At 63.6% G+C, this 22,116-nt stretch carries 22 protein-coding genes; 11 read left to right on the forward strand and 11 right to left on the reverse strand.

Annotated features, from left to right (window positions below; genetic code table 11):
- Positions 1 to 78: 78 nt before the first annotated feature.
- From AXZ77_RS09755 to AXZ77_RS09800, 10 genes are all read right to left on the reverse strand, one after another.
- On the reverse strand, positions 79 to 1,299 hold the full coding sequence (locus tag AXZ77_RS09755; protein ID WP_098411001.1) for a cysteine desulfurase: 1,221 nt from the start codon (positions 1,297 to 1,299) through the stop codon (positions 79 to 81).
- Between the two features lie 8 nt (positions 1,300 to 1,307).
- A complete protein-coding gene (locus AXZ77_RS09760) occupies positions 1,308 to 1,901 on the reverse strand; it encodes a YIP1 family protein (protein WP_158522163.1) in 594 nt (197 codons plus the stop codon).
- Positions 1,901 to 2,392 carry a Yip1 family protein gene (locus AXZ77_RS09765; protein WP_078571056.1) on the reverse strand — a complete coding sequence of 164 codons (492 nt, stop codon included), beginning with the start codon at positions 2,390 to 2,392 and terminating at the stop codon, positions 1,901 to 1,903. Before AXZ77_RS09765 ends, AXZ77_RS09760 begins: the two co-directional genes overlap by 1 nt.
- Positions 2,393 to 2,401: 9 nt before the next feature.
- Positions 2,402 to 3,679, reverse strand: a complete 1,278-nt coding sequence (gene sufD / locus AXZ77_RS09770) for a Fe-S cluster assembly protein SufD (protein WP_098411003.1) — start codon at positions 3,677 to 3,679, stop codon at positions 2,402 to 2,404.
- Positions 3,679 to 4,452 (reverse strand): Fe-S cluster assembly ATPase SufC, encoded by a 774-nt coding sequence (gene sufC, locus AXZ77_RS09775; RefSeq protein ID WP_078540880.1) that lies wholly within the window; start codon positions 4,450 to 4,452, stop codon positions 3,679 to 3,681. Before sufC ends, sufD begins: the two co-directional genes overlap by 1 nt.
- Positions 4,453 to 4,461: 9 nt before the next feature.
- Positions 4,462 to 4,776 carry a heavy metal-binding domain-containing protein gene (locus AXZ77_RS09780; RefSeq protein ID WP_075774851.1) on the reverse strand — a complete coding sequence of 105 codons (315 nt, stop codon included), beginning with the start codon at positions 4,774 to 4,776 and terminating at the stop codon, positions 4,462 to 4,464.
- 52 nt (positions 4,777 to 4,828) lie between these two features.
- Positions 4,829 to 5,362 (reverse strand): hypothetical protein, encoded by a 534-nt coding sequence (locus tag AXZ77_RS09785; RefSeq protein WP_098411004.1) that lies wholly within the window; start codon positions 5,360 to 5,362, stop codon positions 4,829 to 4,831.
- A gap of 99 nt (positions 5,363 to 5,461) precedes the next feature.
- A complete protein-coding gene (sufB, locus tag AXZ77_RS09790) occupies positions 5,462 to 6,982 on the reverse strand; it encodes a Fe-S cluster assembly protein SufB (protein ID WP_078601385.1) in 1,521 nt (506 codons plus the stop codon).
- 18 nt (positions 6,983 to 7,000) lie between these two features.
- A complete protein-coding gene (locus AXZ77_RS09795; protein ID WP_098411005.1) occupies positions 7,001 to 8,044 on the reverse strand; it encodes a cysteine desulfurase family protein in 1,044 nt (347 codons plus the stop codon).
- Positions 8,045 to 8,187: 143 nt separating this feature from the next.
- On the reverse strand, positions 8,188 to 8,646 hold the full coding sequence (locus AXZ77_RS09800; RefSeq protein ID WP_098411006.1) for an Rrf2 family transcriptional regulator: 459 nt from the start codon (positions 8,644 to 8,646) through the stop codon (positions 8,188 to 8,190).
- A gap of 255 nt (positions 8,647 to 8,901) precedes the next feature.
- On the opposite strand from AXZ77_RS09800, the gene AXZ77_RS09805 reads away from it, so the two are divergent.
- The 6 genes from AXZ77_RS09805 to AXZ77_RS09830 all read left to right on the forward strand — a co-directional run bounded on the left by AXZ77_RS09805 (position 8,902) and on the right by AXZ77_RS09830 (position 14,561).
- Positions 8,902 to 9,579 (forward strand): alpha/beta hydrolase, encoded by a 678-nt coding sequence (locus tag AXZ77_RS09805; RefSeq protein WP_078540872.1) that lies wholly within the window; start codon positions 8,902 to 8,904, stop codon positions 9,577 to 9,579.
- Positions 9,579 to 9,842 (forward strand): hypothetical protein, encoded by a 264-nt coding sequence (locus tag AXZ77_RS09810; RefSeq protein ID WP_176536006.1) that lies wholly within the window; start codon positions 9,579 to 9,581, stop codon positions 9,840 to 9,842. The genes AXZ77_RS09805 and AXZ77_RS09810 overlap by 1 nt, the downstream gene beginning before the upstream one ends.
- Positions 9,839 to 10,276 (forward strand): hypothetical protein, encoded by a 438-nt coding sequence (locus AXZ77_RS09815; protein WP_078540871.1) that lies wholly within the window; start codon positions 9,839 to 9,841, stop codon positions 10,274 to 10,276. The genes AXZ77_RS09810 and AXZ77_RS09815 overlap by 4 nt, the downstream gene beginning before the upstream one ends.
- On the forward strand, positions 10,273 to 10,863 hold the full coding sequence (locus tag AXZ77_RS09820) for an HD family hydrolase (RefSeq protein ID WP_098411007.1): 591 nt from the start codon (positions 10,273 to 10,275) through the stop codon (positions 10,861 to 10,863). The genes AXZ77_RS09815 and AXZ77_RS09820 overlap by 4 nt, the downstream gene beginning before the upstream one ends.
- A 149-nt stretch (positions 10,864 to 11,012) precedes the next feature.
- The gene (locus AXZ77_RS09825; protein WP_098411008.1) at positions 11,013 to 13,217 is read left to right on the forward strand and encodes an NADP-dependent isocitrate dehydrogenase; all 2,205 of its coding nucleotides are present in this window, start codon (positions 11,013 to 11,015) and stop codon (positions 13,215 to 13,217) included.
- A 129-nt stretch (positions 13,218 to 13,346) separates the two neighbouring features.
- Complete coding sequence (locus AXZ77_RS09830) at positions 13,347 to 14,561, forward strand: NADP-dependent isocitrate dehydrogenase (protein ID WP_098411009.1); 1,215 nt, start codon at positions 13,347 to 13,349, stop codon at positions 14,559 to 14,561.
- Between the two features lie 252 nt (positions 14,562 to 14,813).
- On the opposite strand, the gene AXZ77_RS09835 is transcribed toward AXZ77_RS09830, so the two are convergent.
- Positions 14,814 to 15,035 carry a hypothetical protein gene (locus AXZ77_RS09835; protein WP_098411010.1) on the reverse strand — a complete coding sequence of 74 codons (222 nt, stop codon included), beginning with the start codon at positions 15,033 to 15,035 and terminating at the stop codon, positions 14,814 to 14,816.
- Positions 15,036 to 15,460: 425 nt separating this feature from the next.
- Here AXZ77_RS09835 and AXZ77_RS09840 point away from each other — a divergent pair, with 425 nt between their 5' ends.
- The 5 genes from AXZ77_RS09840 to gyrA all read left to right on the forward strand — a co-directional run bounded on the left by AXZ77_RS09840 (position 15,461) and on the right by gyrA (position 22,071).
- A complete protein-coding gene (locus tag AXZ77_RS09840; RefSeq protein ID WP_078550287.1) occupies positions 15,461 to 16,078 on the forward strand; it encodes a YitT family protein in 618 nt (205 codons plus the stop codon).
- 119 nt (positions 16,079 to 16,197) lie between these two features.
- Positions 16,198 to 16,845, forward strand: coding sequence for a YitT family protein (locus tag AXZ77_RS09845; protein ID WP_078601379.1), 648 nt, complete (start codon positions 16,198 to 16,200; stop codon positions 16,843 to 16,845).
- Between the two features lie 18 nt (positions 16,846 to 16,863).
- Positions 16,864 to 17,199 carry a multidrug efflux SMR transporter gene (locus AXZ77_RS09850; protein ID WP_098411011.1) on the forward strand — a complete coding sequence of 112 codons (336 nt, stop codon included), beginning with the start codon at positions 16,864 to 16,866 and terminating at the stop codon, positions 17,197 to 17,199.
- 98 nt (positions 17,200 to 17,297) lie between these two features.
- Positions 17,298 to 19,115, forward strand: coding sequence for a translational GTPase TypA (gene typA / locus AXZ77_RS09855; RefSeq protein ID WP_098411012.1), 1,818 nt, complete (start codon positions 17,298 to 17,300; stop codon positions 19,113 to 19,115).
- Between the two features lie 148 nt (positions 19,116 to 19,263).
- On the forward strand, positions 19,264 to 22,071 hold the full coding sequence (gene gyrA / locus AXZ77_RS09860; protein WP_098411013.1) for a DNA gyrase subunit A: 2,808 nt from the start codon (positions 19,264 to 19,266) through the stop codon (positions 22,069 to 22,071).
- Positions 22,072 to 22,116: the final 45 nt, after the last annotated feature.

Genomic DNA, 22,116 nt, shown 5'->3' on the forward strand with positions numbered 1-22,116 from the left:
GCCTTTCGCTGCCTGCCTCCCTGCCGCAAAGCTATGCTGCATCGCAGCAAAAGCAAGTCCCCGCGCCCCGCGGCCCATTCAGCCTAGCAGATCGTGGCAGAGTTCCAGCGCCGAAATCAGCGCATCGGCCTCTTCGCGGGTGTTGTACATCCCGAAAGACGCGCGCGCCGTCGCCGTGACCCCAAGCCATTCCATCAGCGGACCGGTGCAATGCTGCCCCGCGCGCACCGCGACGCCCCGCTTGTCGAGGATGGTCGAGATGTCATGTGGATGGGCTGGGCCGTTCAGCGTGAGCGAGAAGATCGCGCCTTTATCCGCCGCGGTGCCCTGCTGGTTGAGCCAGTTCAGCCCGTTCAGTTTTTCGGCAGTGTAGTCGCGCAGATCGCGCTCATGCTCGGCGATATTCTCCATCCCGATCCCCATCAGGTAATCGAGCGCGACGCCCATGCCGATCTGCTGCACGATGCCGGGCGTGCCCGCCTCGAACTTCATCGGCGGCGTGTTGTAGATCACCGTTTTGCGGGTGACGGTGTCGATCATATCGCCGCCGCCAAGGAAGGGACGCATCTCACCCATCCGGTCGCGATGGATGAAGAGTGCCCCGGAACCGCTGGGCCCATAAAGCTTATGTCCGGTGATGACGTAGAAATCGCAGCCCAGATCGTCGACATCGACGGGGCCATGCACCGCCGCCTGCGAGCCATCCACCAGAGTCGCGATCCCGCGTGCGCGTGCGGCCTGCGCGATCGGTTTCACATCGACCCGGGTGCCCAGCACATTCGACATATGGGTGATCGCGATCAGCTTGGTGCGCGGCGTGATCGCCTCCAGCACTTTCTCGGGCGGCAGCGATCCATCGGCCTCGGGCTCCACCCAGACCAGTTTCACGCCCTGCCGTTCGCGCAGGAAATGCCACGGCACGATATTGGCGTGGTGTTCCATCACCGACAGGATGATCTCGTCGCCCGGCTCGAGGTTCGGCGCGCCCCAGGCGTAGCTGACGAGGTTGATCCCCTCGGTCGAGCCGGTGGTGAACACGATCTGCTCTTCATCGGCGACATGCAGGAAGCGCGCGACGATCCCGCGCACGCTTTCGTATTTCTCGGTCGCGATATTCGACAGCGTATGGAGCCCGCGATGCACGTTGGAATAGTCGTGCTCATACATCTGCGTCATCGCGTCGATCACGACGCGCGGCTTTTGCGCCGACGCCCCGTTATCGAGGTAAACCAATGGCTTGCCGTTCACTTCTCGCGTCAGGATCGGGAAATCCGCGCGGATTTTTTCGATATCATACATCGGGCACCTCAGAGTGACGCGGGGTCTGCGGGCATTTGCACGAGGCCGGTCGACACCAGCACGATCCCCGCGATCATCGCCGAGCCCAGAAAGGTCAGGATAACCCCGAAGCCGGTCGCCACGGGGTTTTCGAACCCGTGCAGAACCATCGTGAACTGCACCAGCAAGTAGAACATCAGCGCCACCAGCAGCACCGACATCAGCGTGGCCGAGATCGGGAAGAAGACCATCAGCACGACCTGGATCATCTGACCGATCATCAGAACGAATTCGATCCAGGTCAGAAGCAGCAGCGCATCCGGGAATTTCCCATGCCCGCCAAAGCGTTGGCCGACGAAAGACATGGCGAAGGCACCATAGACCAGAAGCGCGCCCTGCAGCCCCACCACGGTCAGCGGCGGCGTCACCGTGCCGATATCCACCTTGGTGATGAAGCTGAACACCAGCTGCGCGAGCGTGCCGAGGATTGCGGTCATCACGACCACCAGAACCATCGCCATGAACCGCGCATTGGCGTTCAGATTCAGCCCGATCAAATCGCGCGCAACCGATTTCGGATCGGTGAAGCTACGGATAAGCCATTCTTTAAGATCGGGCTGCATCAGTTTGTTTTTCCTTCGAATTCTACCACGCGCAACGCAGCGCCCCATAGCAGGACGAAGGCCACGGTCACAAGCGCGGAAACGAGCGAAAGTTCCCCGCCGCGCCCGATGAACCCCGCCACGAGCCCTTGCAGCAGCATCAGCGGCGAGACCGCCAGAAGCGACCAGAACAGCGCGACCCGCGCACCATACCAGCTTCCCTGCCCGCCGAGGAGCCTCAGCACAAGGTGGCTCAGTGCCGCAATCGCGTAGAAGACGGGCACGGTCGCGAGCAGCGCCAGCACCGTGCCCATCATCAGCCCGACCATCGGCTGGTCGGGCATCTCATGCGCGATCCGCGACAGCCGCGGCCATTGCGCGATGAAGATCACGGTCAGCGCCGCAAGCAGGAAGACCAGCGCGCGCGGCTCGGAGGCCGGGCGCGCGAGATGCTCGCGCATCACCACGCGCGGACGCCGATAGCTGCGCCGGATATCGTCGGTGGCGGACATCGCTACGCCTCAGCCGCGATGGCGTGCGAGCCACCCTTCCAACCGGGTCAGGATCGCATCGCGGAACCGCTCTTCCTCAATCTCTTCAATGGCATCGGCGACGAAGCTCAGAACCAGAAGCGCGGTGGCTTCTTCTTCCGGCACGCCGCGCGAACGCAGGTAGAAGAGCGCGGTCTCGTCGATCGCACCGGTGGTCGAGCCATGCGAGCACTGCACGTCATCGGCGTAGATCTCGAGTTCCGGCTTGGCGAGGAACTGGCTGTTCTCGTCGAGCAGCAGCGACTGGCTGATCTGGTAGCCATCGGTCTTCTGCGCGCCCGGCTTCACGAGGATCTTACCCTGGAAGATGCCTTCGGCGCCGTTCTTCAGCACCTTCTTGAAGACCTGACGGCTCTCGCCGCGCTCGGCCCCATGGGTAATGAAGATAGTGTCGTCGTGGTGGAACTTGCCGGTCTTGCCATCGCCAAGAGCCGCGCCCGCGACATGGGCATTCGCGTCGTCGCCCACGATGTCGATCACGCATTCATTGCGCGTCAGCACCCCGTTCGAGGTCAGCGTGAAGCTCTTAAACAGACCTTCTTCCGCGACGCGGGTGAAGATCGAGGTGATCGCCCGACGCTCGTGATCGCGGCCCTGCACGCGGATGTGGTGGAATTTCGCGCCCTTGGCGACGTCCACTTCCATCAGCTTGTTGAAGCGCGCGCCCGCCGGGCCGTTCTCCAGAACCGTGATCTCCGCGCCCTCTTCCAGCTTCACGAGGTGATGCAGGATCGGGTCGGAAGTCTCTGATTCATGGGTGTAAATCAGGCTCACGGGTTTCTCGGCGGCACCGGTCACGCGGATCAGCACACCATCGGTTGCGGACGCGGTGTTGAGCGCCGCGAAGGGACGCTTCACCGGGTCCTGACCGTTGGCTTCCAGCGTACCGTAAAGGCTGCTGGCCCAGTTCACGTCGGGCGCATCGGCCAGACGCAGGATCTCGACGCCGGACATCGACAGATCGTCCGAGGCCTCGGCATCGAACACGCCGTCGCGGAACACGATCTTGAGCCGGTCGATATCGCCGAAAATCTCCGGCTCGTCGTCGCTGAACGGCGCCGCGGGCACCGGATCGGGCGCGATGAAATCGGTCGGGTTGGTCCAGCGCCAGTATTCGTCGCGACGGCCCGGCAGGCCCATCGCATTCAGACGCTCCAGCGCGGCGCGGCGTTGCGGCCCGAACCCGTCGGGCAGAGAAACGCGCGCCAGCCGCGTCTCGGCGGGGGTCATTTTCTCGACTGCCGACATTACGCCATCACCTCCGAGATCCCGTGTTTCGCGAGCAGGTCGGCATAGCCGTTCTTCTCGACTTCGAGGGCCAGTTCCGGCCCGCCGGTCTCGATGATGCGGCCATCCGCCATGATGTGGACGACATCGGGTTTGATGTGGTCGAGCAGGCGCTGGTAGTGGGTGATCACGAGGAAGGAACGGCCCTCGTCACGCAGCGCGTTCACGCCTTCCGCCACCAGACGCATCGCGTCGACGTCGAGGCCGGAATCGGTCTCGTCGAGGATGCACATCTTCGGCTCGAGGATCGCCATCTGCAGGATTTCGTTACGCTTTTTCTCACCGCCCGAGAAGCCGACATTGACCGGACGCTTGAGCATGTCCGCGTCGATCTTGAGCGATTTTGCCTTGCCGCGCACCAGTTTCAGGAAGTCGCCAGCGGAGATTTCCTCCTCGCCGCGCGCCTTGCGCTGTGCGTTGAGCGCGGTGCGCAGGAAGGTCATGTTGCCGACGCCGGGGATTTCCACCGGGTACTGGAACGCGAGGAACAGGCCTGCCGCCGCGCGCTCTTCGGGCTCGGCCTCCAGCAGGTCGGTGTCGTTGAGATGCGCTTCGCCTTCGGTGACCTCGTAGCCATCGCGGCCCGAGAGCACATAGGACAGCGTCGACTTACCGGACCCGTTCGGCCCCATGATCGCATGGACCTTGCCGGACTCGACGCTCAGGTTGACGCCCTTGAGGATCTGCTTGTCCTCTTCTTCCAGTTTGACGTGCAGGTTCTTGATATCAAGCATGGTTCTTCCTCAGGATACGGTTACAGCGGTGCCGGAGGCCGACACCATAAGCATGGATTGGCCGACGACCTCGTAGTCGAGATCGACGCCGACAACGGCATTCGCGCCCAGCTCGCGGGCGCGGTCTTCAAGCTCGCCGAGCGCCGTGGCGCGCGCGTCTTGCAATTTGGATTCGTAGGCGCCGGAGCGGCCGCCGATGATATCGGTGACCTGCGCGAAGATATCGCGGACGACATTGGCGCCCATGATGGCTTCGCCCACGACGATGCCATGATAGGTCGCGATCGGGCGACCTTCGATGGTGGGGGTGGTGGTGACGATCATGCGCGCTCTCCCGTTTGGCGACCCGTGCGGGCCGCGGCGGGCGCGCGAAGGGTCAGAAGCGGATGGTGGTCTCGGCGTAGCGCAGGGTGCGCGGCTCGAATTGCGCGGTCTGCTGCTCCACCCAGTCGGGCGTGAAGGCGAGCGCCGCCATGTCCGGTTCCCAGAACGCGATATTGTGCAGCCCCACGAAGGCCAGCGCGACGCCCAGCAATTGCACCGCCATCAGTTTCACCGAGGCGAGCCGCAGCACCATACCCAGCCCGAAGGCCGTCAGCACCGCCGCAACCACGAGGACCAGATCCGGGTTGGAGCCCACTTTCTCGGCGAGTTCCGGCGTCAGAAAGCGCATCTTGAGCGCCGTCACGATCACCATTCCCAAGACCCCGACCATCAAAGCCGGCACGACCTTCAGCACAGCGAACCGCGAGTGACGCGGTTTGGCGATGACCTGACGCAACATCTCGGCATCGTTGGCCACCCAGGCTTCCTGATCCCCGATATGCAGCTGAATCCGGCCCTTCGCCGTTTTCCGCGTTTGCTCGATCCGCGCGAGGCGGTCGTTGAAACTGGCGCTCGATACCGTCATGGCCCTCACCTATCCATTTGGACAGGTTAAGACATGCATAAGGATTATGCCCGAAATGCGGCAGATCCTCGGCAATTTCGATATTTGCGCGCGTGAAGATCACCCGACGCTCCCCTCCAGCGAAATCGCCACAAGGCTTTGAGCTTCCATCGCGAATTCCATCGGCAGCGCCTGAAGGACTTCGCGGCAGAACCCGTTGACGACGAGCGCCACGGCCTCTTCCTCGTCCATCCCGCGGGCGCGGCAATAGAACAGCTGGTCGTCATCGACCTTCGAGGTGGTGGCCTCATGCTCGACCCGGCTCGAGTTGTTCTTCACCTCGATATAGGGAACCGTGTGCGCGCCGCATTTGTCGCCGATCAGCAGCGAGTCACATTGCGTATAGTTGCGCGAGTCAGTCGCTTTCGGGTGCATCGAGACGAGACCGCGATAGGTGTTCTGTGCCTGACCGGCCGAGATGCCCTTGGACACGATCCGCGAGCGGGTGTCCTTGCCCAGATGGATCATCTTGGTGCCGGTATCGGCCTGCTGCCAGTTATTCGCGATGGCGATCGAGTAGAACTCGCCCTGGCTCTCGTTGCCGCGCAGGATGCAGGACGGGTATTTCCACGTGATCGCGGAGCCGGTCTCGACCTGCGTCCACATCACCTTGGCGCGGTCGCCGCGGCAATCGGCACGCTTGGTGACGAAGTTGTAGATGCCGCCCTTGCCGTCCTCATCGCCCGGGAACCAGTTCTGCACCGTGGAATATTTCACCTCGGCGTCTTCCTCGACGATGATCTCGACCACGGCCGCGTGCAGCTGCGCGGTGTCGCGCTTGGGCGCGGTGCAGCCTTCGAGATAGGACACATACGAGCCCTTGTCGGCGATGATCAGGGTGCGCTCGAACTGCCCGGTATTCTCCGCGTTGATGCGGAAATAGGTCGAGAGTTCCATCGGGCAGCGCACGCCCGGCGGCACGTAGACGAAGGAGCCGTCCGAGAACACGGCCGAATTCAGCGCGGCGTAGAAGTTATCCGCCTGCGGCACGACCGAGCCGAGATATTTCTTCACCAGCTCCGGGTGTTCCTGGATCGCTTCCGAGATCGAGCAGAAGATCACGCCCGCCTCGGCCAGCTTGTCCTTGAAGGTGGTCCCGACGGAGACGGAGTCGAACACAGCGTCGACCGCGATCTGGCGATCTTCGAGGTTGATGTCCTCCGCGCCTTCGACGCCCGCGAGGATCATCTGTTCCTTCAGCGGAATGCCGAGCTTCTCATAGGTCGCGAGCAGCTTGGGATCGACCTCGTCGAGCGACTTGGGCTTCTCGACCATGCTCTTCGGGCGCGCGTAGTAATACTGGTCCTGAAAGTCGATTTCCGGAACCTTCAGCAGCGCCCAGTTCGGCTTGGGCATATCTTCCCAGCGCGAGAAGGCCTGCAGACGCCATTCGGTCATCCACTCGGGCTCTTTGTTCTTGTCCGAGATGAGGCGGACGATATCCGTGTTCACGCCTTTCGGCGCGTATTCCATCTCGATATCGGTGTCCCAGCCGTATTTGTAGGTGCCCATATTCTGGACGGTCTCGACCGTCTCGCGATCGACGCCCTCACGTACTTCCACCTGATCAACGCCCGCCATATCCGGCTCTCCCATCTCTTACCCGCGCCGTGCGCGGTGTTTCGCTTCGCATTTCAGCCAGTGTTCGGCGAAACGCATGACATCTTCTTCGCGGCTCTGCGGCCCCAGCGAGACCCGCAAGGCCGATCCCGCTTCGGTTTCCGAAAAGCCCATCGCGACCAGCGCAGCAGAGCTTTTGACCTTCCCGCTCGAACAGGCGGAGCCTGCGGAAACCGCGAACCCGCCCAGGTCCATCTGCATCACCTGCGTCTCGCCCTTCCAGCCGGGCGTGATGAAGCAGGAGGTGTTCGGAAGCCTGTGCGATTCATTCCCGACAAAAATAGTCTCGCTTGCCCGATCCGCAATGGCGTTTTCTAGAATGTTTCTAAGTTTTTCGATCTCGCGCCAGATTCCGCCCTCAAGATCACGCGAGGCGGCTTCGGCTGCCGCACCGAAGCCCGCAATGCCGATCAGGTTCTCCGTGCCGGCCCGCCGACCCATCTCCTGACCACCACCTTTGAGCTGCGCCGCGATATCCGTGCCGCGCTTCACGATCAGCGCGCCCACGCCCTTCGGCCCACCCAGCTTATGCGCCGAGACGATGCCGCAGGTGGTGCCTAGCCAATTGAACGCGAAGGGGATCTTGCCGAAGCCTTGGGTGAGATCGCTCAGATACAGCCCCTCGGGCAGATCCTGCACCACGCCGGTCTCGGAATTGGCCAGCTGCAGGGCCGAATTTACGGGATCGGCGACAGTGATCCGCCCTGCCCGGTCGACGGGCAGATCCTCGATGCACCAGCTGCGGATCGCGTCATGCTCGACGCCCGCGCAATGCACCTCGCGCCCGCCAAGCGCCAGCGCCGCGGCCTCGGTCGCGCCTGAGGTGAAGATCACATCCTGCCCCTCGGCCCCCAAAGCCGCCGCGACCTGAGCCCGCGCGCGCTCCATCAGGGCCTTCGCCGCACGCCCCTCGGAATGCACCGATGACGGGTTGCCCACCACATCCATCGCTTCGATCATCGCCGCGCGGGCCTCTGATCTCAGCGGCGTTGTCGCGTTCCAGTCGAGATAGCTGCGCGCCATGATACGCTCCGCTTGGTTAAATGTCGGATAGCTGCGGCGGGGATAGGGCAGCCGCGCCCCAGAAGAAAGGGCGCGCTTTCGACTTGGCAAAAATATCCCCCGCGGAGCGTCCGCGAGAGGCCATCACGCCCCGGCGGTCGGAGTTACTCGTCGACGACCGAAAACAGGCTCGGCACGGCCGGACAGGGTTTCATGCGGTTCTTCACCACATCTTCCAGCGTCGTCTGGTGCAGGAAGACGAAGACCTGCGCCGACAGGCTCTCCCAGAGGCGGTTCGCCATCGACTGCGCGCGCGAGCCCGAAATCGCGCCCGAGGCGCCAGCGCCCACATGCATCGCCGAGACGGTCTCGTCCACGGCCTCGAAAATCTCCGAGATGCGAATTTCCGACGGGCAGCGCGCCAGCCGATAGCCGCCACCCGGACCGCGCACCGAATTCACCAGCCCCGCCCGGCGCAGCCGCACGAAGAGCTGCTCGAGATAGGGCAGCGAGATATCCTGACGCTCGGACAGCGCCGCCAGAGAGGTCCGGCTGCCTTCGCCCGCCAGCGCCAGATCGACCAGCGCGACCATCGCGTAACGGCCTTTCGTCGACAGTTTCATGCACCCTCCTCGGCCCGAGACCCATCCGAACCCGTATTTAGCCGAAAATCGGCTCGAAAACACCGCCCGCGCAGGAGTGAATCATTGCTAAAGCATTGACGCAAGCGCGAGGGCCGATTACCTCCACCAATGCCCGATCTCCCGGCATGGCGCCGGGGGAGGCTTTCTCCTAGGCCAGCCGCGCCGACCCGTCAAGAAAGGCAGGAGCGCAGGCGCCCAAGGAACCCAGAGCTGGCGCAATAAAAACGAGAGACGATGCCCGAAGTCATTTTTCCCGGTCCCGAAGGTCGCCTCGAGGGGCGCTACCACCCGCAGCCCGCACCCGACGCGCCGATCGCGATCATTCTGCACCCCGACCCGCAATTCGGCGGCACGATGAACAACCGCGTCGTCTACAACCTGCATTACGCCTTCTTCAAAATGGGCTTCACCGTTCTGCGCTTCAACTTCCGGGGCGTGGGCCGCAGCCAAGGCGAATACGATCAGGGCGTGGGCGAATTGTCCGATGCGGCTTCGGCGCTGGACTACCTGCAGACGATGAACCCCAACTCGAAGCATTGCTGGGTCGCGGGCCATTCCTTCGGCGCGTGGATCGGCATGCAGCTGCTGATGCGCCGCCCCGAGATCACCGGCTTCATCTCCGTTGCCCCGCCCGGCCCCTCGTCGCCCGGCCCCGGCAATTACGACTATTCCTTCCTCGCGCCCTGCCCGTCCTCGGGTCTGATCATCAACGGCACGAACGACCGGATCGCGCAGCCCAAAGAGACCGAGCAACTGGTCTCCAAGCTGCAGGAGCAGAAGGGCATCACGATCACCCATGAGGTCATCGAAGGCGCGGATCACTTCTTCAAGAACGAAGAAGCCCATATGCAGCCGATGATCGACACGGTTCAGACCTATGTCCGCCGCCGCCTGACGGAGGGCACGCGCTAATGGCGCTGATCGACGAACTGGCCGAGAAGCTCGCCACCGACACGATGGAGGCGATGCGCAAATACGACGACGATCGCCTCTTCATGGAGGTGAGCAACTATATCGGCACGTCGTCGCCCTCGCTGCAGGAGGCCTATATCACGGCCTGTCGCCTGCATATGGCCGAGCAACGTGGCCGCGAATTCTTCGAGCGCAAGCTGGTCGAATTGGAAAAGCGGGCGCAGGCAGCGGCGAAGACACCGGAATCCGGGACCGGATCATGAGCCCGGGGGCCGCGCGCGTCGTTTTCGCAGCAGCCCTCTCCCTAGCCCTGTCGCTGATCATCGCGACAGCCTTTCATGCAAGCCACATGATTTGCGACGGAGAGTGGAGCGGCGCGTCCTCGCGCGGCGAAGCGCTGATCCGGGGCTTGGGCGAATTGCTCGCAAACCCGATGCATATGATCATCGTGGTCGTCCCGCTCTGGCTGGGCTGGACCGGGCTTTTGCTCGCAGCCGCGAACCGCGCGATCCCGCCGGTTCTTGGGATGGGCATCGTCGTCTTCTCGATCCTCGCCACGGTCCTGTTCTACGCCTTCGCGGCGCCGAACCTCGACTGTTCCGGCTATACCGACCGCGCGTTGAGCTGGCGCGCCGGCGGTCTCTTCGCCTTCGTGGCGCTGCTTCTGCTTCTACCCCGGCTCTGGAGACGCACATGACCCGGCTCGACCAGCAATTCGCCTTCCTCGCCGAGGCCGAGAAACTGAAATCGGTGACCCGCGCGACGCCGATCCATGACGCCTCGCGTCCCGAAAACTCGGGCGAGCATAGCTGGTCGCTCGCGCTCTATGCGCTGACGCTGGCCGAGCAGGCGCCCGAAGGCGTCTCGATCGACCGGGTGATCCGCATGCTTTTGCTGCACGATCTGGTCGAGATCGACGTGGGCGATGTGCCGATCCATTCCAAAGGCGGCACGGCGCATGGTGCGGAAGACATCCAGAAAGCCGAAGCCGCCGCCGCGGAACGTATCTTCGGGCTGTTGCCCGAGGATCAGGGGGCACAGATGCTGGCGCTCTGGCTCGAATTCGAGGCCAACGAGAGCCCCGACGCGATCTTCGCCAAATCGCTCGACCGGGTGCAGCCTGTGCTGCTCAACCACCAGTCGGGCGGCGGGTCGTGGATCGAGTACGACGTGAGCTTTCCGCAACTCGAAGAGCGCATCGGCACCAAGATCGCCCGCGGCGCGCCTGCGGTATGGGACTGGGTGCGCGCGCGTGTCGAAGGCTGGTTCGCGGCGCGCAGCTGAAGAACGCGCCCGGCCCTCCCCCCCTATTCCGCCGGGGTTCCTCGGGGATTTCACGGAACCTCCGTATACAATCGCATACCGTCTAGCCAAGCGCATCTGAATCGGGTAAGAGGCAGCAAACCGAGGCTTCAACCGAAGAGGGCTGTGCCATGAGCGACAAGAACACTCCTGACATCATTTACACCAAGGTCGACGAGGCCCCGGAACTGGCGAGCGCATCTCTGCTGCCGATCATCCGCAAATTCGCGCAAGCGGCCGGGATTTCGGTGGGCACCAAGGATATCTCGCTCGCGGGCCGTATCCTCGCCACCTTCCCCGAAGCGCTCAGCGAAGAGCAGCGCCAGTCGGACGATCTGGCCTGGCTCGGCGATTACGTGAAGACGGCGCAGGCCAACGTCATCAAGCTGCCGAACATCTCGGCTTCGGTGCCGCAGCTGGTCGCCGCCGTGCGCGAGCTGCAGGGTCAGGGCTACGCCCTGCCCGACTACCCCGAAGAGCCGAAGACGGATGAGGAAAAAGCCGTCCGCGCGAAATACGACTCGATCAAGGGCTCGGCCGTGAACCCGGTGCTGCGCGAGGGCAACTCGGATCGCCGCGCCGCCGCTGCCGTGAAGAAATTCGCGCAGAACAACCCGCACCGCATGGGCGAGTGGACCGCCGACAGCAAGACCCGCGTCGCCACCATGTCGGAGGGCGATTTCTTCTCGAACGAGGTCTCGGCCACCCTGCCGAAGGCGTCCACCGCGAAGATCGTTCTGGAAGGCGCAGACGGCGAGACCGTTCTGAAGGACGGCGTGAGCTATCCCGAAGGCACCGTGGTCGACGCGACCTACATGTCGGCTGACAAGCTCGACGCCTTCCTCGCCGAGGAAATCAAGAAGACCAAGGACGAAGGCGTCCTGTTCTCGCTGCATATGAAAGCGACGATGATGAAGGTCTCCGACCCGATCATCTTCGGCCACGCGGTGAAGGAATGGCTCAAGCCGGTCTTCGAGAAATACGGCGACAAGATGAAGTCGCTCGGCGTCGATCCGGCCTCGGGCATGGGCGATCTGCTGGAGCGCGTCAAAGGCGAGCCGGAAATCCTCGCCGCGATCGAGGAAGTCCGCGACCAGCGTCCGCCGATGTATATGGTGAACTCGGACAAGGGCATCACCAACCTGCACGTGCCCTCCGACGTCATCATCGACGCCTCAATGCCCGCGCTGATCCGCGCTGGCGGCAAAGGCTGGGGTCCGGACAACAAGGAACACGACTGCGTCTGCGTGATCCCGGACAGCTCCTATGCGCCGGTCTACGATGCGACGATCGAGTATTTCAAAGCCAACGGCAAACTGAACCCCGCCACTGCGGGCACCGTTCAGAACATCGGCCTGATGGCGCAGAAAGCCGAGGAATACGGCTCGCACCCGACCACTTTCGAGATCCCGACCGACGGCACCGTGAAGATGGTTCTGGACGATGGCACGGTTCTGCATTCGCATGACGTGAAGAAGGGCGACATCTGGCGTTCGGCCTCGGCCCGCAAGGCGCCGATCGAAGACTGGGTGAACCTCGCGATCGATCGTCAGAAAGCGACCGGCTACCGCGCGATCTTCTGGCTCGACGAGACCCGCGCCCACGATGCGGAGCTGATCTCCTTCGTTAAGCCGATCCTGGAGGCCAAAGGCGTGGCCGACAAGTTCGAGATCATGGCCCCGCGTGAGGCGACCATCGCCTCGCTCGAGACCATCACCAAGGGCGAGAACACCATCGCGATCACCGGCAACGTGCTGCGCGACTACCTGACCGACCTGTTCCCGATCCTTGAACTCGCCACCTCGGCCAAGATGCTCTCGATCGTGAAGCTGATGCAGGGCGGCGGTCTGTTCGAGACCGGCGCGGGCGGCTCGGCGCCCAAGCACGTCCAGCAGCTGGTGGAAGAAAACCACCTGCGTTGGGACTCGCTTGGCGAATTCTGCGCATTGGGCGAGAGCTTCAAGTTCTTCGCCGACCAGACCGACAACGCGAAAGCGCGCGTGCTGGGTGAAACCGTTGAGACCGCGACGCAGGGCATCCTCGACAACGACCGCTCGCCCTCGCGCAAAGTCGGCGAGCCCGACAACCGCGACAGCCACTACTGGTTCGCCCGCTACTGGGCCGACGCGCTGGCGGCGCAATCGAGCGACGCCGAGCTGGCCGCCGAATTCGCCCCCATCGCCAAGGCGCTGGCCGATGGCGAAGCGAAGATCGTGGCCGAACTGGCAGCCGCCCAAGGCAAGCCTGCCGATATCGGCGGCTACTACCACGCCGATCCGAAAAAGCTCGCCGCGGTGATGCGCCCGAGCGAAACGCTCAACGCCATCATCGGCTGAGAGCACTGAGACAGAAGGGGCGGCGCGGGCCGCCCCTTTCGATTCCCGGCTCCCCGGAACACGAACCCGTGAATTTGGCCCGTGGGTTTGACCCGCGACATCGGCCCAAAGCATATGGAAGGAACGCGCATGACCAAGATCAAGGTAGACAACCCCGTCGTCGAACTCGACGGCGACGAGATGACCCGCATCATCTGGGACTTCATCAAGCAGAAGCTGATCCTGCCCTATCTCGATATCGACCTGAAATATTACGATCTCGGCATCGAGAGCCGTGACGCGACCGACGACCAGATTACCGTCGATGCGGCCGAGGCGATCAAGCAATACGGCGTCGGCGTCAAATGCGCGACGATCACCCCCGACGAGGCGCGCATGGAGGAATTCAACCTCAAGCGCATGTATCGCTCGCCCAACGGCACGATCCGCAACATCCTCGGCGGCGTCATCTTCCGCGAGCCGATCATCTGCAAGAACGTCCCGCGCCTCGTTCCGGGCTGGACCAAGCCGATCGTCGTGGGCCGTCACGCCTATGGCGACCAGTACAAGGCCACCGATTTCCGCTTCCCCGGCAAGGGCACGATCACGCTGAAATTCGTGGGCGACGATGGCGAAGTGATCGAGAAGGAAGTATTCAAGGCCCCCGACGCGGGCGTCGTGATGGGCATGTACAACCTCGACAAGTCGATCATCGACTTCGCGCGGGCCTCGCTGAACTACGGTCTGCTGAAGGGCTGGCCGGTGTACCTGTCGACCAAGAACACGATCCTCAAGGCCTATGACGGCCGCTTCAAGGATCTGTTCCAGCAGGTCTTCGAGGAAGAATTCGCCGATAAGTTCAAGGAAGCGGGCATCTGGTACGAGCACCGCCTGATCGATGACATGGTGGCGAGCTCGCTGAAATGGTCGGGCGGCTATGTCTGGGCCTGCAAGAACTACGACGGCGACGTGCAGTCGGATACCGTCGCGCAGGGCTTCGGCTCGCTGGGCCTGATGACCTCGATCCTGATGACGCCCGATGGCAAGACAGTCGAGGCCGAGGCTGCCCACGGCACGGTGACGCGTCACTACCGCCAGCACCAGCAGGGCAAGGAGACCTCGACGAACTCCATCGCCTCGATCTTCGCCTGGACCGGTGGCCTGAAGCACCGCGCCAAGCTGGACGGCAACGCGCAGCTCCAGACTTTCGCGGAAACGCTCGAGAAGGTCTGCGTGCAGGCGGTCGAAGACGGTCACATGACCAAGGACCTCGCACTGCTCGTCGGCCCCGATCAGAAGTGGCTGACCACGATGGGCTTCCTCGAGAAGATCGACGAATACCTGAACAAGTCGCTGTCTCTGTAAAGCGCGCGAAACGGGTTGAGAAAGGCGGGGTTAGCCCCGCCTTTTTCGTTTCTGGCACGGGGTGACCAGCCCCGGGCCGCGCCCGACCTCCCCCAAGGGAGGGCGCATTGACGAAGACATCGCAGGCACCGTCGACTTACGGGCTTTCGCGATAAAGCACCAAGCCACGAACGAGGCACAGCGCCCACCCGAGGTCGGGCGCGTCCCTCCGTTTGGGATGGGCCGGGCGCATCATACGCCCGGCCCTTTCACTTACCGAATGAACCTCCACGGCTCGGGCGGAGGCTCGGCTGGCCCCAGCCCGATATCGCTCCGCAAGTGATCGCTCAGCTGCGACGCATCGAAGGCCCGCGGTTTGCCGCCACGCGCGATCAGCGAAAACAGCGCCGCACGGAGAACTTTGCCTGCGCCGAATTTGGCGATCGTGGCTTCGATGGTGAATGCGTCGCTCGGACGCTGGAGAGTCTGGATCATGTCATGTCCCGGCGCGGGACCCCGCCCGCAACCGGCCTTTCTTCTACTGATGTGAAAGAAGACCCGACGGGAACCGCAAAAGCGCGGCCAGGATGCGTCGCGACAGGGTCGGGACGCGGAAATCGGGTCAGTTTGCGGGAGTGGGGCCTAGGCCCCGGGGCGTATCGGGAGGGTCAGTCCTGGCGTCGTGCGACGCGAGTGGTGCCCGAAAAACCGATACGGGTTTCGCACTGCGATGCGAGGGCTTGGCGATATGACATCATGGCGGCCCTCCTCTTGTCTTGGGCAATGCGAATGCCGCCACATGGCCCGATCGCAGACAGGGCGGCAACTCACGCGACTGTGACCCGCAGGTATTTGGACACCTCTGTTGCCGATGCGCCTCAGTTCTTGCGCTTGGCGTTGCCGCGTGGCATCTGAGCGCCATGAGCGAAACCCGTATCCAAGACCCGCACCGCCACACCCTGCCCGAGGACACCCAAGGGCTTCTCACCGGCACCTTGTTGGTGGCGCTGTCGGTGTCGTTGCTGCATGGCGCGGGGCTGTTCACCGGTCAGATCGCGGGCCTGTCGCTGGTGCTGTCTTACGTCACCGGCTGGAGCTTCGGCGCGATCTTCTTCACGCTCAACCTGCCCTTCTACTGGCTGGCCTTCCGCCGGATGGGCGCGCGGTTCACGGTGAAGACGGTGCTCTCGGTCGCGCTCCTGTCCGGATTTACCGAGATATTCCCGCATCTTCTGAGCTTCGCCATCCTCCACCCCGGCGCAGCCGCCGTGCTGGCGGGCGTGACCGCAGGCGCGGGCCTTCTGGCCCTGTTCCGTCACGGCGCGAGCCTTGGCGGCGTGGGGATCGTGGCGCTCTATCTGCAGGACAAGACCGGTTTCAAAGCGGGCCGCACGCAGATTCTGTTCGATTGCGGCGTGTTCCTCTTCGCGCTCTTCGTGCTGCCGCTCGACAAGGTGCTGTGGTCACTTCTGGGCGCGATGGTTCTGAACGTGATCATCCTGATCAACCACCGCCGCGACCGCTATATCGCCACCTGATCCGGGCGTGATCTGCGGGCAACGGGTCCGCGCACCCTGCCCCGACCCTTTCGCGCGATGCAAAGCCGACCTGCGCCCAGCGATTTGGTAGGTCAGCTATTATGCCCTATTATTGGGTCATGACCACTGACGCACATATCACCGCCGACCAGATCGCAGCCAAAGAGGCGACCCGTCCGCATTACTCGAAGCTCGAGGATCTGCAGGGCCTTGTCGTGGCCGCCGCCCAAGCCGCGCTGGGGATCCACCTGCTGCGCGCCGCGGGCCTCGTGACCGGGGGCACCGCGGGCGCCGCGCTGATCCTGTCCTATATCACCGGGTTCAGCTTCGGGGTCGTGTTCTTCGTGATCAACATCCCCTTCTACGCCTTCGCCTATTACGCGCGCGGCGCTGGCTTTGCGCTGAAGAGCCTCGTGACCGTGACGCTCGTTTCGCTGATGGCCGAGGCGCTCAAACCCGTGCTGCATGTCGCGGAAATCCACCCCGCCGTGGCCGCCGTGCTGTTCGGCATCTCGGCAGGCGTCGGCCTGCTCGGCCTCTTCCGCCACAAGGGCTCGCTCGGCGGCGTCTCCATCGTCGCCGTGATCCTGCAAGACAAGTTCGGCTTCCGCGCCGGCTGGACGCAGCTGATCCATGACCTGTGCCTGTTTGTCATCGCGAGCTTCATCCTCGCGCCTCCTCTGGTTCTCTACTCGCTTCTGGGCGCGCTGGTGCTGAACTTCATCGTTGCGATGAACCACCGTCGCGACTGGTATATCGCCGAGTGATCCGGCAAAGTGCCGGGCATGTTCAACACCTACCTCTTCCTGCTCATCGCGGTCGCCTTCGAGACCTTCGGCTCGGCCTGTCTGCAGGCGAGCCAGCAATTCACGCGTTTCTGGCCGACGGTGGGCGTGGCGGTGGGCTTCATCGGCGGGCTCTATTTCTTCACGCTGGTGCTGAAGGTGCTGCCGCTCGGGATCACCTATGCGCTGTGGTCCGGGATCGGCATGGTTCTGATCGCGGGCGTGGGCTGGCTGATGTTCAATCAGCGGCTGGATTTGCCCGCCCTGATCGGGATCGCGCTGATTCTGATCGGGATCATCGTGATCAACCTGTTCTCGAAATCGCATTTCCACTGACGTGATGCCGCATCGCGGCGCGATTGCCGCGCTGGGGGCTAGCCGAGAGGCAATCTTTCCTTTATGGGCGGGGCAACTCAAGAACAGGACGACCTCCCATGGACCTTCGCAACATTGCGATCATCGCTCACGTGGACCACGGCAAGACGACGCTCGTGGACCAGCTTCTGCGCCAATCGGGCGCTTTCCGTGAAAACCAAGCCGTCGCCGAACGCGCGATGGACAGCAACGACATCGAACGCGAACGCGGCATCACCATTCTCGCCAAGGCCACTTCGGTCGAGTGGAAAGGCACCCGCATCAACATCGTCGACACCCCCGGCCACGCCGATTTCGGCGGCGAGGTGGAGCGTATCCTGTCGATGGTGGATGGTGTTGTGCTGCTGGTGGACGCGGCCGAAGGCCCGATGCCGCAGACCAAATTCGTGACCTCGAAGGCGCTCGCGCTCGGCCTGAAGCCGATCGTGGTGCTCAACAAGGTCGACAAGCCCGCAGCCGAGCCCGATCGCGCGCTCGACGAGGTGTTCGACCTCTTCGCGAACCTCGACGCCGATGAAGAGCAGCTCGACTTCCCGCATCTCTACGCTTCCGGCATCGGCGGCTGGTGCGACGAAGAGCTGGACGGCCCGCGCGAGAACCTCGACGCGCTGTTCGATCTGATCCTTAAGCATGTCGAGCCGCCGAAGCAGGAATTCCGCGCCGACGAGCCCTTCCAGATGCTGGCCACCACGCTCTCGGCCGACCCGTTCATCGGGCGCATCCTCACGGGCCGCATCGAGGCGGGCACGCTGAAAGTCGGCGATCAGCTCAAGGCGCTCTCGCGCAAGGGCGACCGCATCGAGGCCTTCCGCTGCACCAAGATCCTCGCTTTCCGTGGCCTGTCGCAGCAGCCGATCGACGAAGCCGTCGCAGGCGACATCGTCACCGTCGCGGGCATGACCAAGGCGACCGTGGCCGACACACTCTGCGCGCCCGAAGTCGACACCCCGATCGACGCGCAGCCGATCGATCCGCCGACGATCTCGGTGACCTTCGGCATCAACGACTCGCCGCTCGCCGGCAAGGACGGCTCGAAGGTGCAGTCGCGCATCATTCGCGACCGCCTGATGAAAGAAGCCGAAACCAACGTCGCGATCCGCGTCGAGGACACCCCCGGCGGCGAGGCTTTCGTTGTCTCGGGCCGTGGCGAACTCCAGATGGGCGTTCTGATCGAGAACATGCGCCGCGAAGGGTTCGAACTGTCGATCTCGCGTCCGAAGGTGATCTTCCGCGAGGAAGACGGCCAGCGCATGGAGCCGATCGAGGAAGTCATCATCGACGTGGATGAGGAATATTCCGGCGTCGTGATCGAAAAGCTGACCGGCTACCGCAAGGGCGAGCTGGCCGAGATGCGCCCCGCCGAGGGTGGAAAGACCCGCATCGTGGCCCATGTCCCCTCGCGCGGCATGATCGGCTATCAGGGCGAGTTCCTGACCGACACGCGCGGCTCGGGCGTGCTCAACCGACTGTTCCACGGCTGGACCCCTTACAAGGGCCCGATCGACGGCCGCCGTCAGGGCGTGCTGATCTCGATGGAGAACGGCACCTCGGTCGCCTACGCGCTGTGGAACCTCGAAGAGCGCGGCAAGCTGTTCATCGGCGCGCAGGAGCAGGTCTATACCGGAATGATCATCGGCGAGCATTCGCGCGAAAACGATCTCGAAGTGAACCCGCTCAAGGGCAAGAAGCTGACCAACGTCCGCGCCTCGGGCACGGATGAAGCGGTTCGCCTGGCCCCGCCGACGCGGATGTCGCTCGAGGAAGCCATCGCCTATATCAACGATGACGAACTCGTCGAGGTCACGCCGAAATCGATCCGCCTGCGCAAGCTGCACCTCGATCCGCACGAGCGTAAGCGCGCCGCGCGCGAAGCGTGATCGGTTGCGGCCCGCGCCGCGCCGGATCACCGCTAGCTGACGTCACGAAGAAGGCCCCGCGCACCCGCCGGGGCCTTCTCCATGATTGCACCCGCCGCTTGCGGCCTTTATAAGGTTCCACAACAATATCTAGAATATCGAGGCGCGCGTGACCGACACTCCTGAACCGCCGGAAACCGAAGAAGAAGGCCCCGGGCGGCCCGCTTATCTCGGCCCCACTGTGTCCATCGCGGACGAGATGAAAACCGCCTATCTCGATTACGCGATGAGCGTGATCGTGAGCCGCGCGATCCCCGATCTGCGCGATGGTCTGAAGCCCGTTCACCGGCGCATCCTGTTTGCGATGCACGAGACCGGGAACACCTTCGACAAGCCCTATCGCAAATCGGCACGTCCGGTCGGCGACGTGATGGGTCAGTATCACCCGCATGGCGACGCCGCGATCTACGACGCGTTGGTGCGCATGGCGCAACCCTTCTCGATGTCGCTGCCGCTGCTCGACGGTCAGGGCAACTTCGGCTCGATGGATGGCGATAACGCGGCTGCCATGCGCTACACCGAAGTGCGCATGGCGAAACCGGCCAATTACATTCTCGCCGATATCGAGAAAGACACGGTCGATTTCCAGGACAACTACGACGGCAAGCAACAAGAACCGACGGTGCTTCCGGCGCGCTTCCCGAACATGCTGGTCAACGGCGCGGGCGGTATCGCGGTCGGCATGGCGACCAATATCCCGCCGCATAACCTCGGCGAGGTCTGCGACGCGACGCTGGCGTTGATCGAGAACCCGGACATGTCGGACGAGGCGATCATGGAAATCGTCCCCGCCCCCGACTTCCCCACCGGGGGCCAGATCATGGGCCGTGGCGGCGCGCGCAAGGCCTACCTCGAAGGGCGCGGCTCGGTCATCATCCGGGCGAAGACCCGCGTGGAAGAAGTCCGCAAGGACCGCTTCGCGATCGTGCTGGACGAGATTCCCTATCAGGTGAACAAGGCGGCGATGATCGAAAAGATCGCCGATCTGGTGCGCGAGAAGAAGCTCGAAGGCATCTCGAACATCGCCGACGAATCCGACCGCGTCGGTGTGCGCGTCGTGATCGAGCTGAAGCGTGACGCGACCCCGGATGTGGTGCTCAACCAGCTTTTCCGCTTCACGCAGATGCAGACCTCCTTCGGCTGCAACATGCTGGCGCTGAACGGCGGCCGCCCCGAGCAGCTGACGCTTCGCCAGTTCCTCAGCTATTTCATCAGCTTCCGCGAAGAAGTTGTGGCACGCCGCACCGCGTTCGAACTGCGCAAGGCGCGCGAGCGCAGCCATGTCTTGTGCGGTCTGGCCGTGGCGGTGTCGAACGTGGACGAGGTCGTCGCCACCATCCGCTCCTCGGCCGATGCGGCAGAGGCCCGCGCCCGCCTGATGGAGCGCCGCTGGCCCGCGCATGACATCGTCGAATATCTCAAGCTGATCGACGATCCGCTGCATCCGGTCAACGATGACGGCACCTATAACCTGTCCGAGACGCAGGCCCGCGCGATCCTCGATCTGCGCCTGCAGCGTCTGACCCAGATCGGGGTGAAGGAAGTCACGGACGAACTCGCCCAACTGGCCGAGAAGATCCGAGAATACCTCGCCATCCTCGCCTCGCGCGAGCGGATCATGGCGATCATCGCCGACGAGCTGCGCGAAGTGCGCGAGCTGTTTGCCGTGCCGCGCCGCACCGAGATCATCGACTGGGCCGGCGACATGGCCGACGAAGACCTGATCGAGCGCGAAGACATGGTCGTGACGGTCACCCAGGGCGGCTACATCAAGCGCACCCCGCTCGCCGATTTCCGCTCGCAGAAGCGCGGCGGCAAGGGGCTGTCGGGTGGCGCGCTGAAGGATGACGACACGGTCACCACCCTGTTCGTCGCCAACACCCATACGCAGCTTCTGTTCTTCACGACCGGCGGCATGGTCTACAAGATGAAGTGCTGGCAGCTGCCGCTCGGCTCGCGCCAGTCCAAGGGCAAGGCGATCGTCAACATCCTGCCGATCCCCACCGGCGTCTCGATCGCGGCGATCACGCCGGTCGATCGCGACGAGGCGGAATGGGACGACCTGCAGATGGTCTTCGCGACCTCCAAGGGCACCGTGCGCCGCAACCGCCTGTCGGATTTCACCAACGTCATGCGCAACGGCAAGATCGCGATGAAATTCGAGGACGAGAACGAAGGCATGCGCCTGATCAACGCGCGCATCTGCTCCGAGGACGATGACGTGATGCTGGTCACCGCCAGCGGCCGCGCGATCCGCTTCCCCGTGCCGGAAGTGCGCGTGTTCAACTCGCGCAACTCGGTCGGCGTGCGCGGCATCAAGCTGAAGGGCGATGACGAGGTCGTCTCGATGTCGGTCATCCGCCACTTCGAGGCCACTTCGGAAGAGCGCGCAGCCTATCTCAAGCAACGTCGCCTGATGGCGGGCGTGACCGAGGACGAGGTCGAGCCCGACGAGGACGAGGAAGCCGTGGCCGAGGGGCCGCTGTCGATGGAACGCTATGCCGAGATGTCCGCAGCCGAGGATCTGATCCTGACGATCACCTCGAAAGGCTCGGGCAAGATCTCGTCGAGCCATGACTACCCGACCCGCGGTCGCGGCGGTCAGGGCGTGACGGCGATCGACAAGGCGATGCGGGGCGGCCCGCTTGTGGCCTCCTTCCCGGTCGAGATGAGCGATCAGATCATGCTCGCCACCTCGACGGGTCAGTCGATCCGTTGCCCGGTGGAAGACATCTCCTTCCGCTCGCGCTCTGCCGGTGGCGTGCGTGTGTTCAACACCGCCAAGGGCGAGGTCGTGGTCTCGGTCGCGCGGATCGCCGATCAGGGCGAGGACGACGATCTGGACGCCGACGCCGAAGGGCCGACCGATGCGCCCGACACGTCCGAGGACGGCGGCACGCCGGATAGCGAAAGCTGATACCGCGAGGGCTGTTTTCAATTCCGAACGGCTTCGCAAAAAGCA

It is taken from the genome of Thioclava sp. ES.031 (assembly GCF_002563775.1).
Taxonomy (GTDB): Bacteria; Pseudomonadota; Alphaproteobacteria; order Rhodobacterales; family Rhodobacteraceae; genus Thioclava.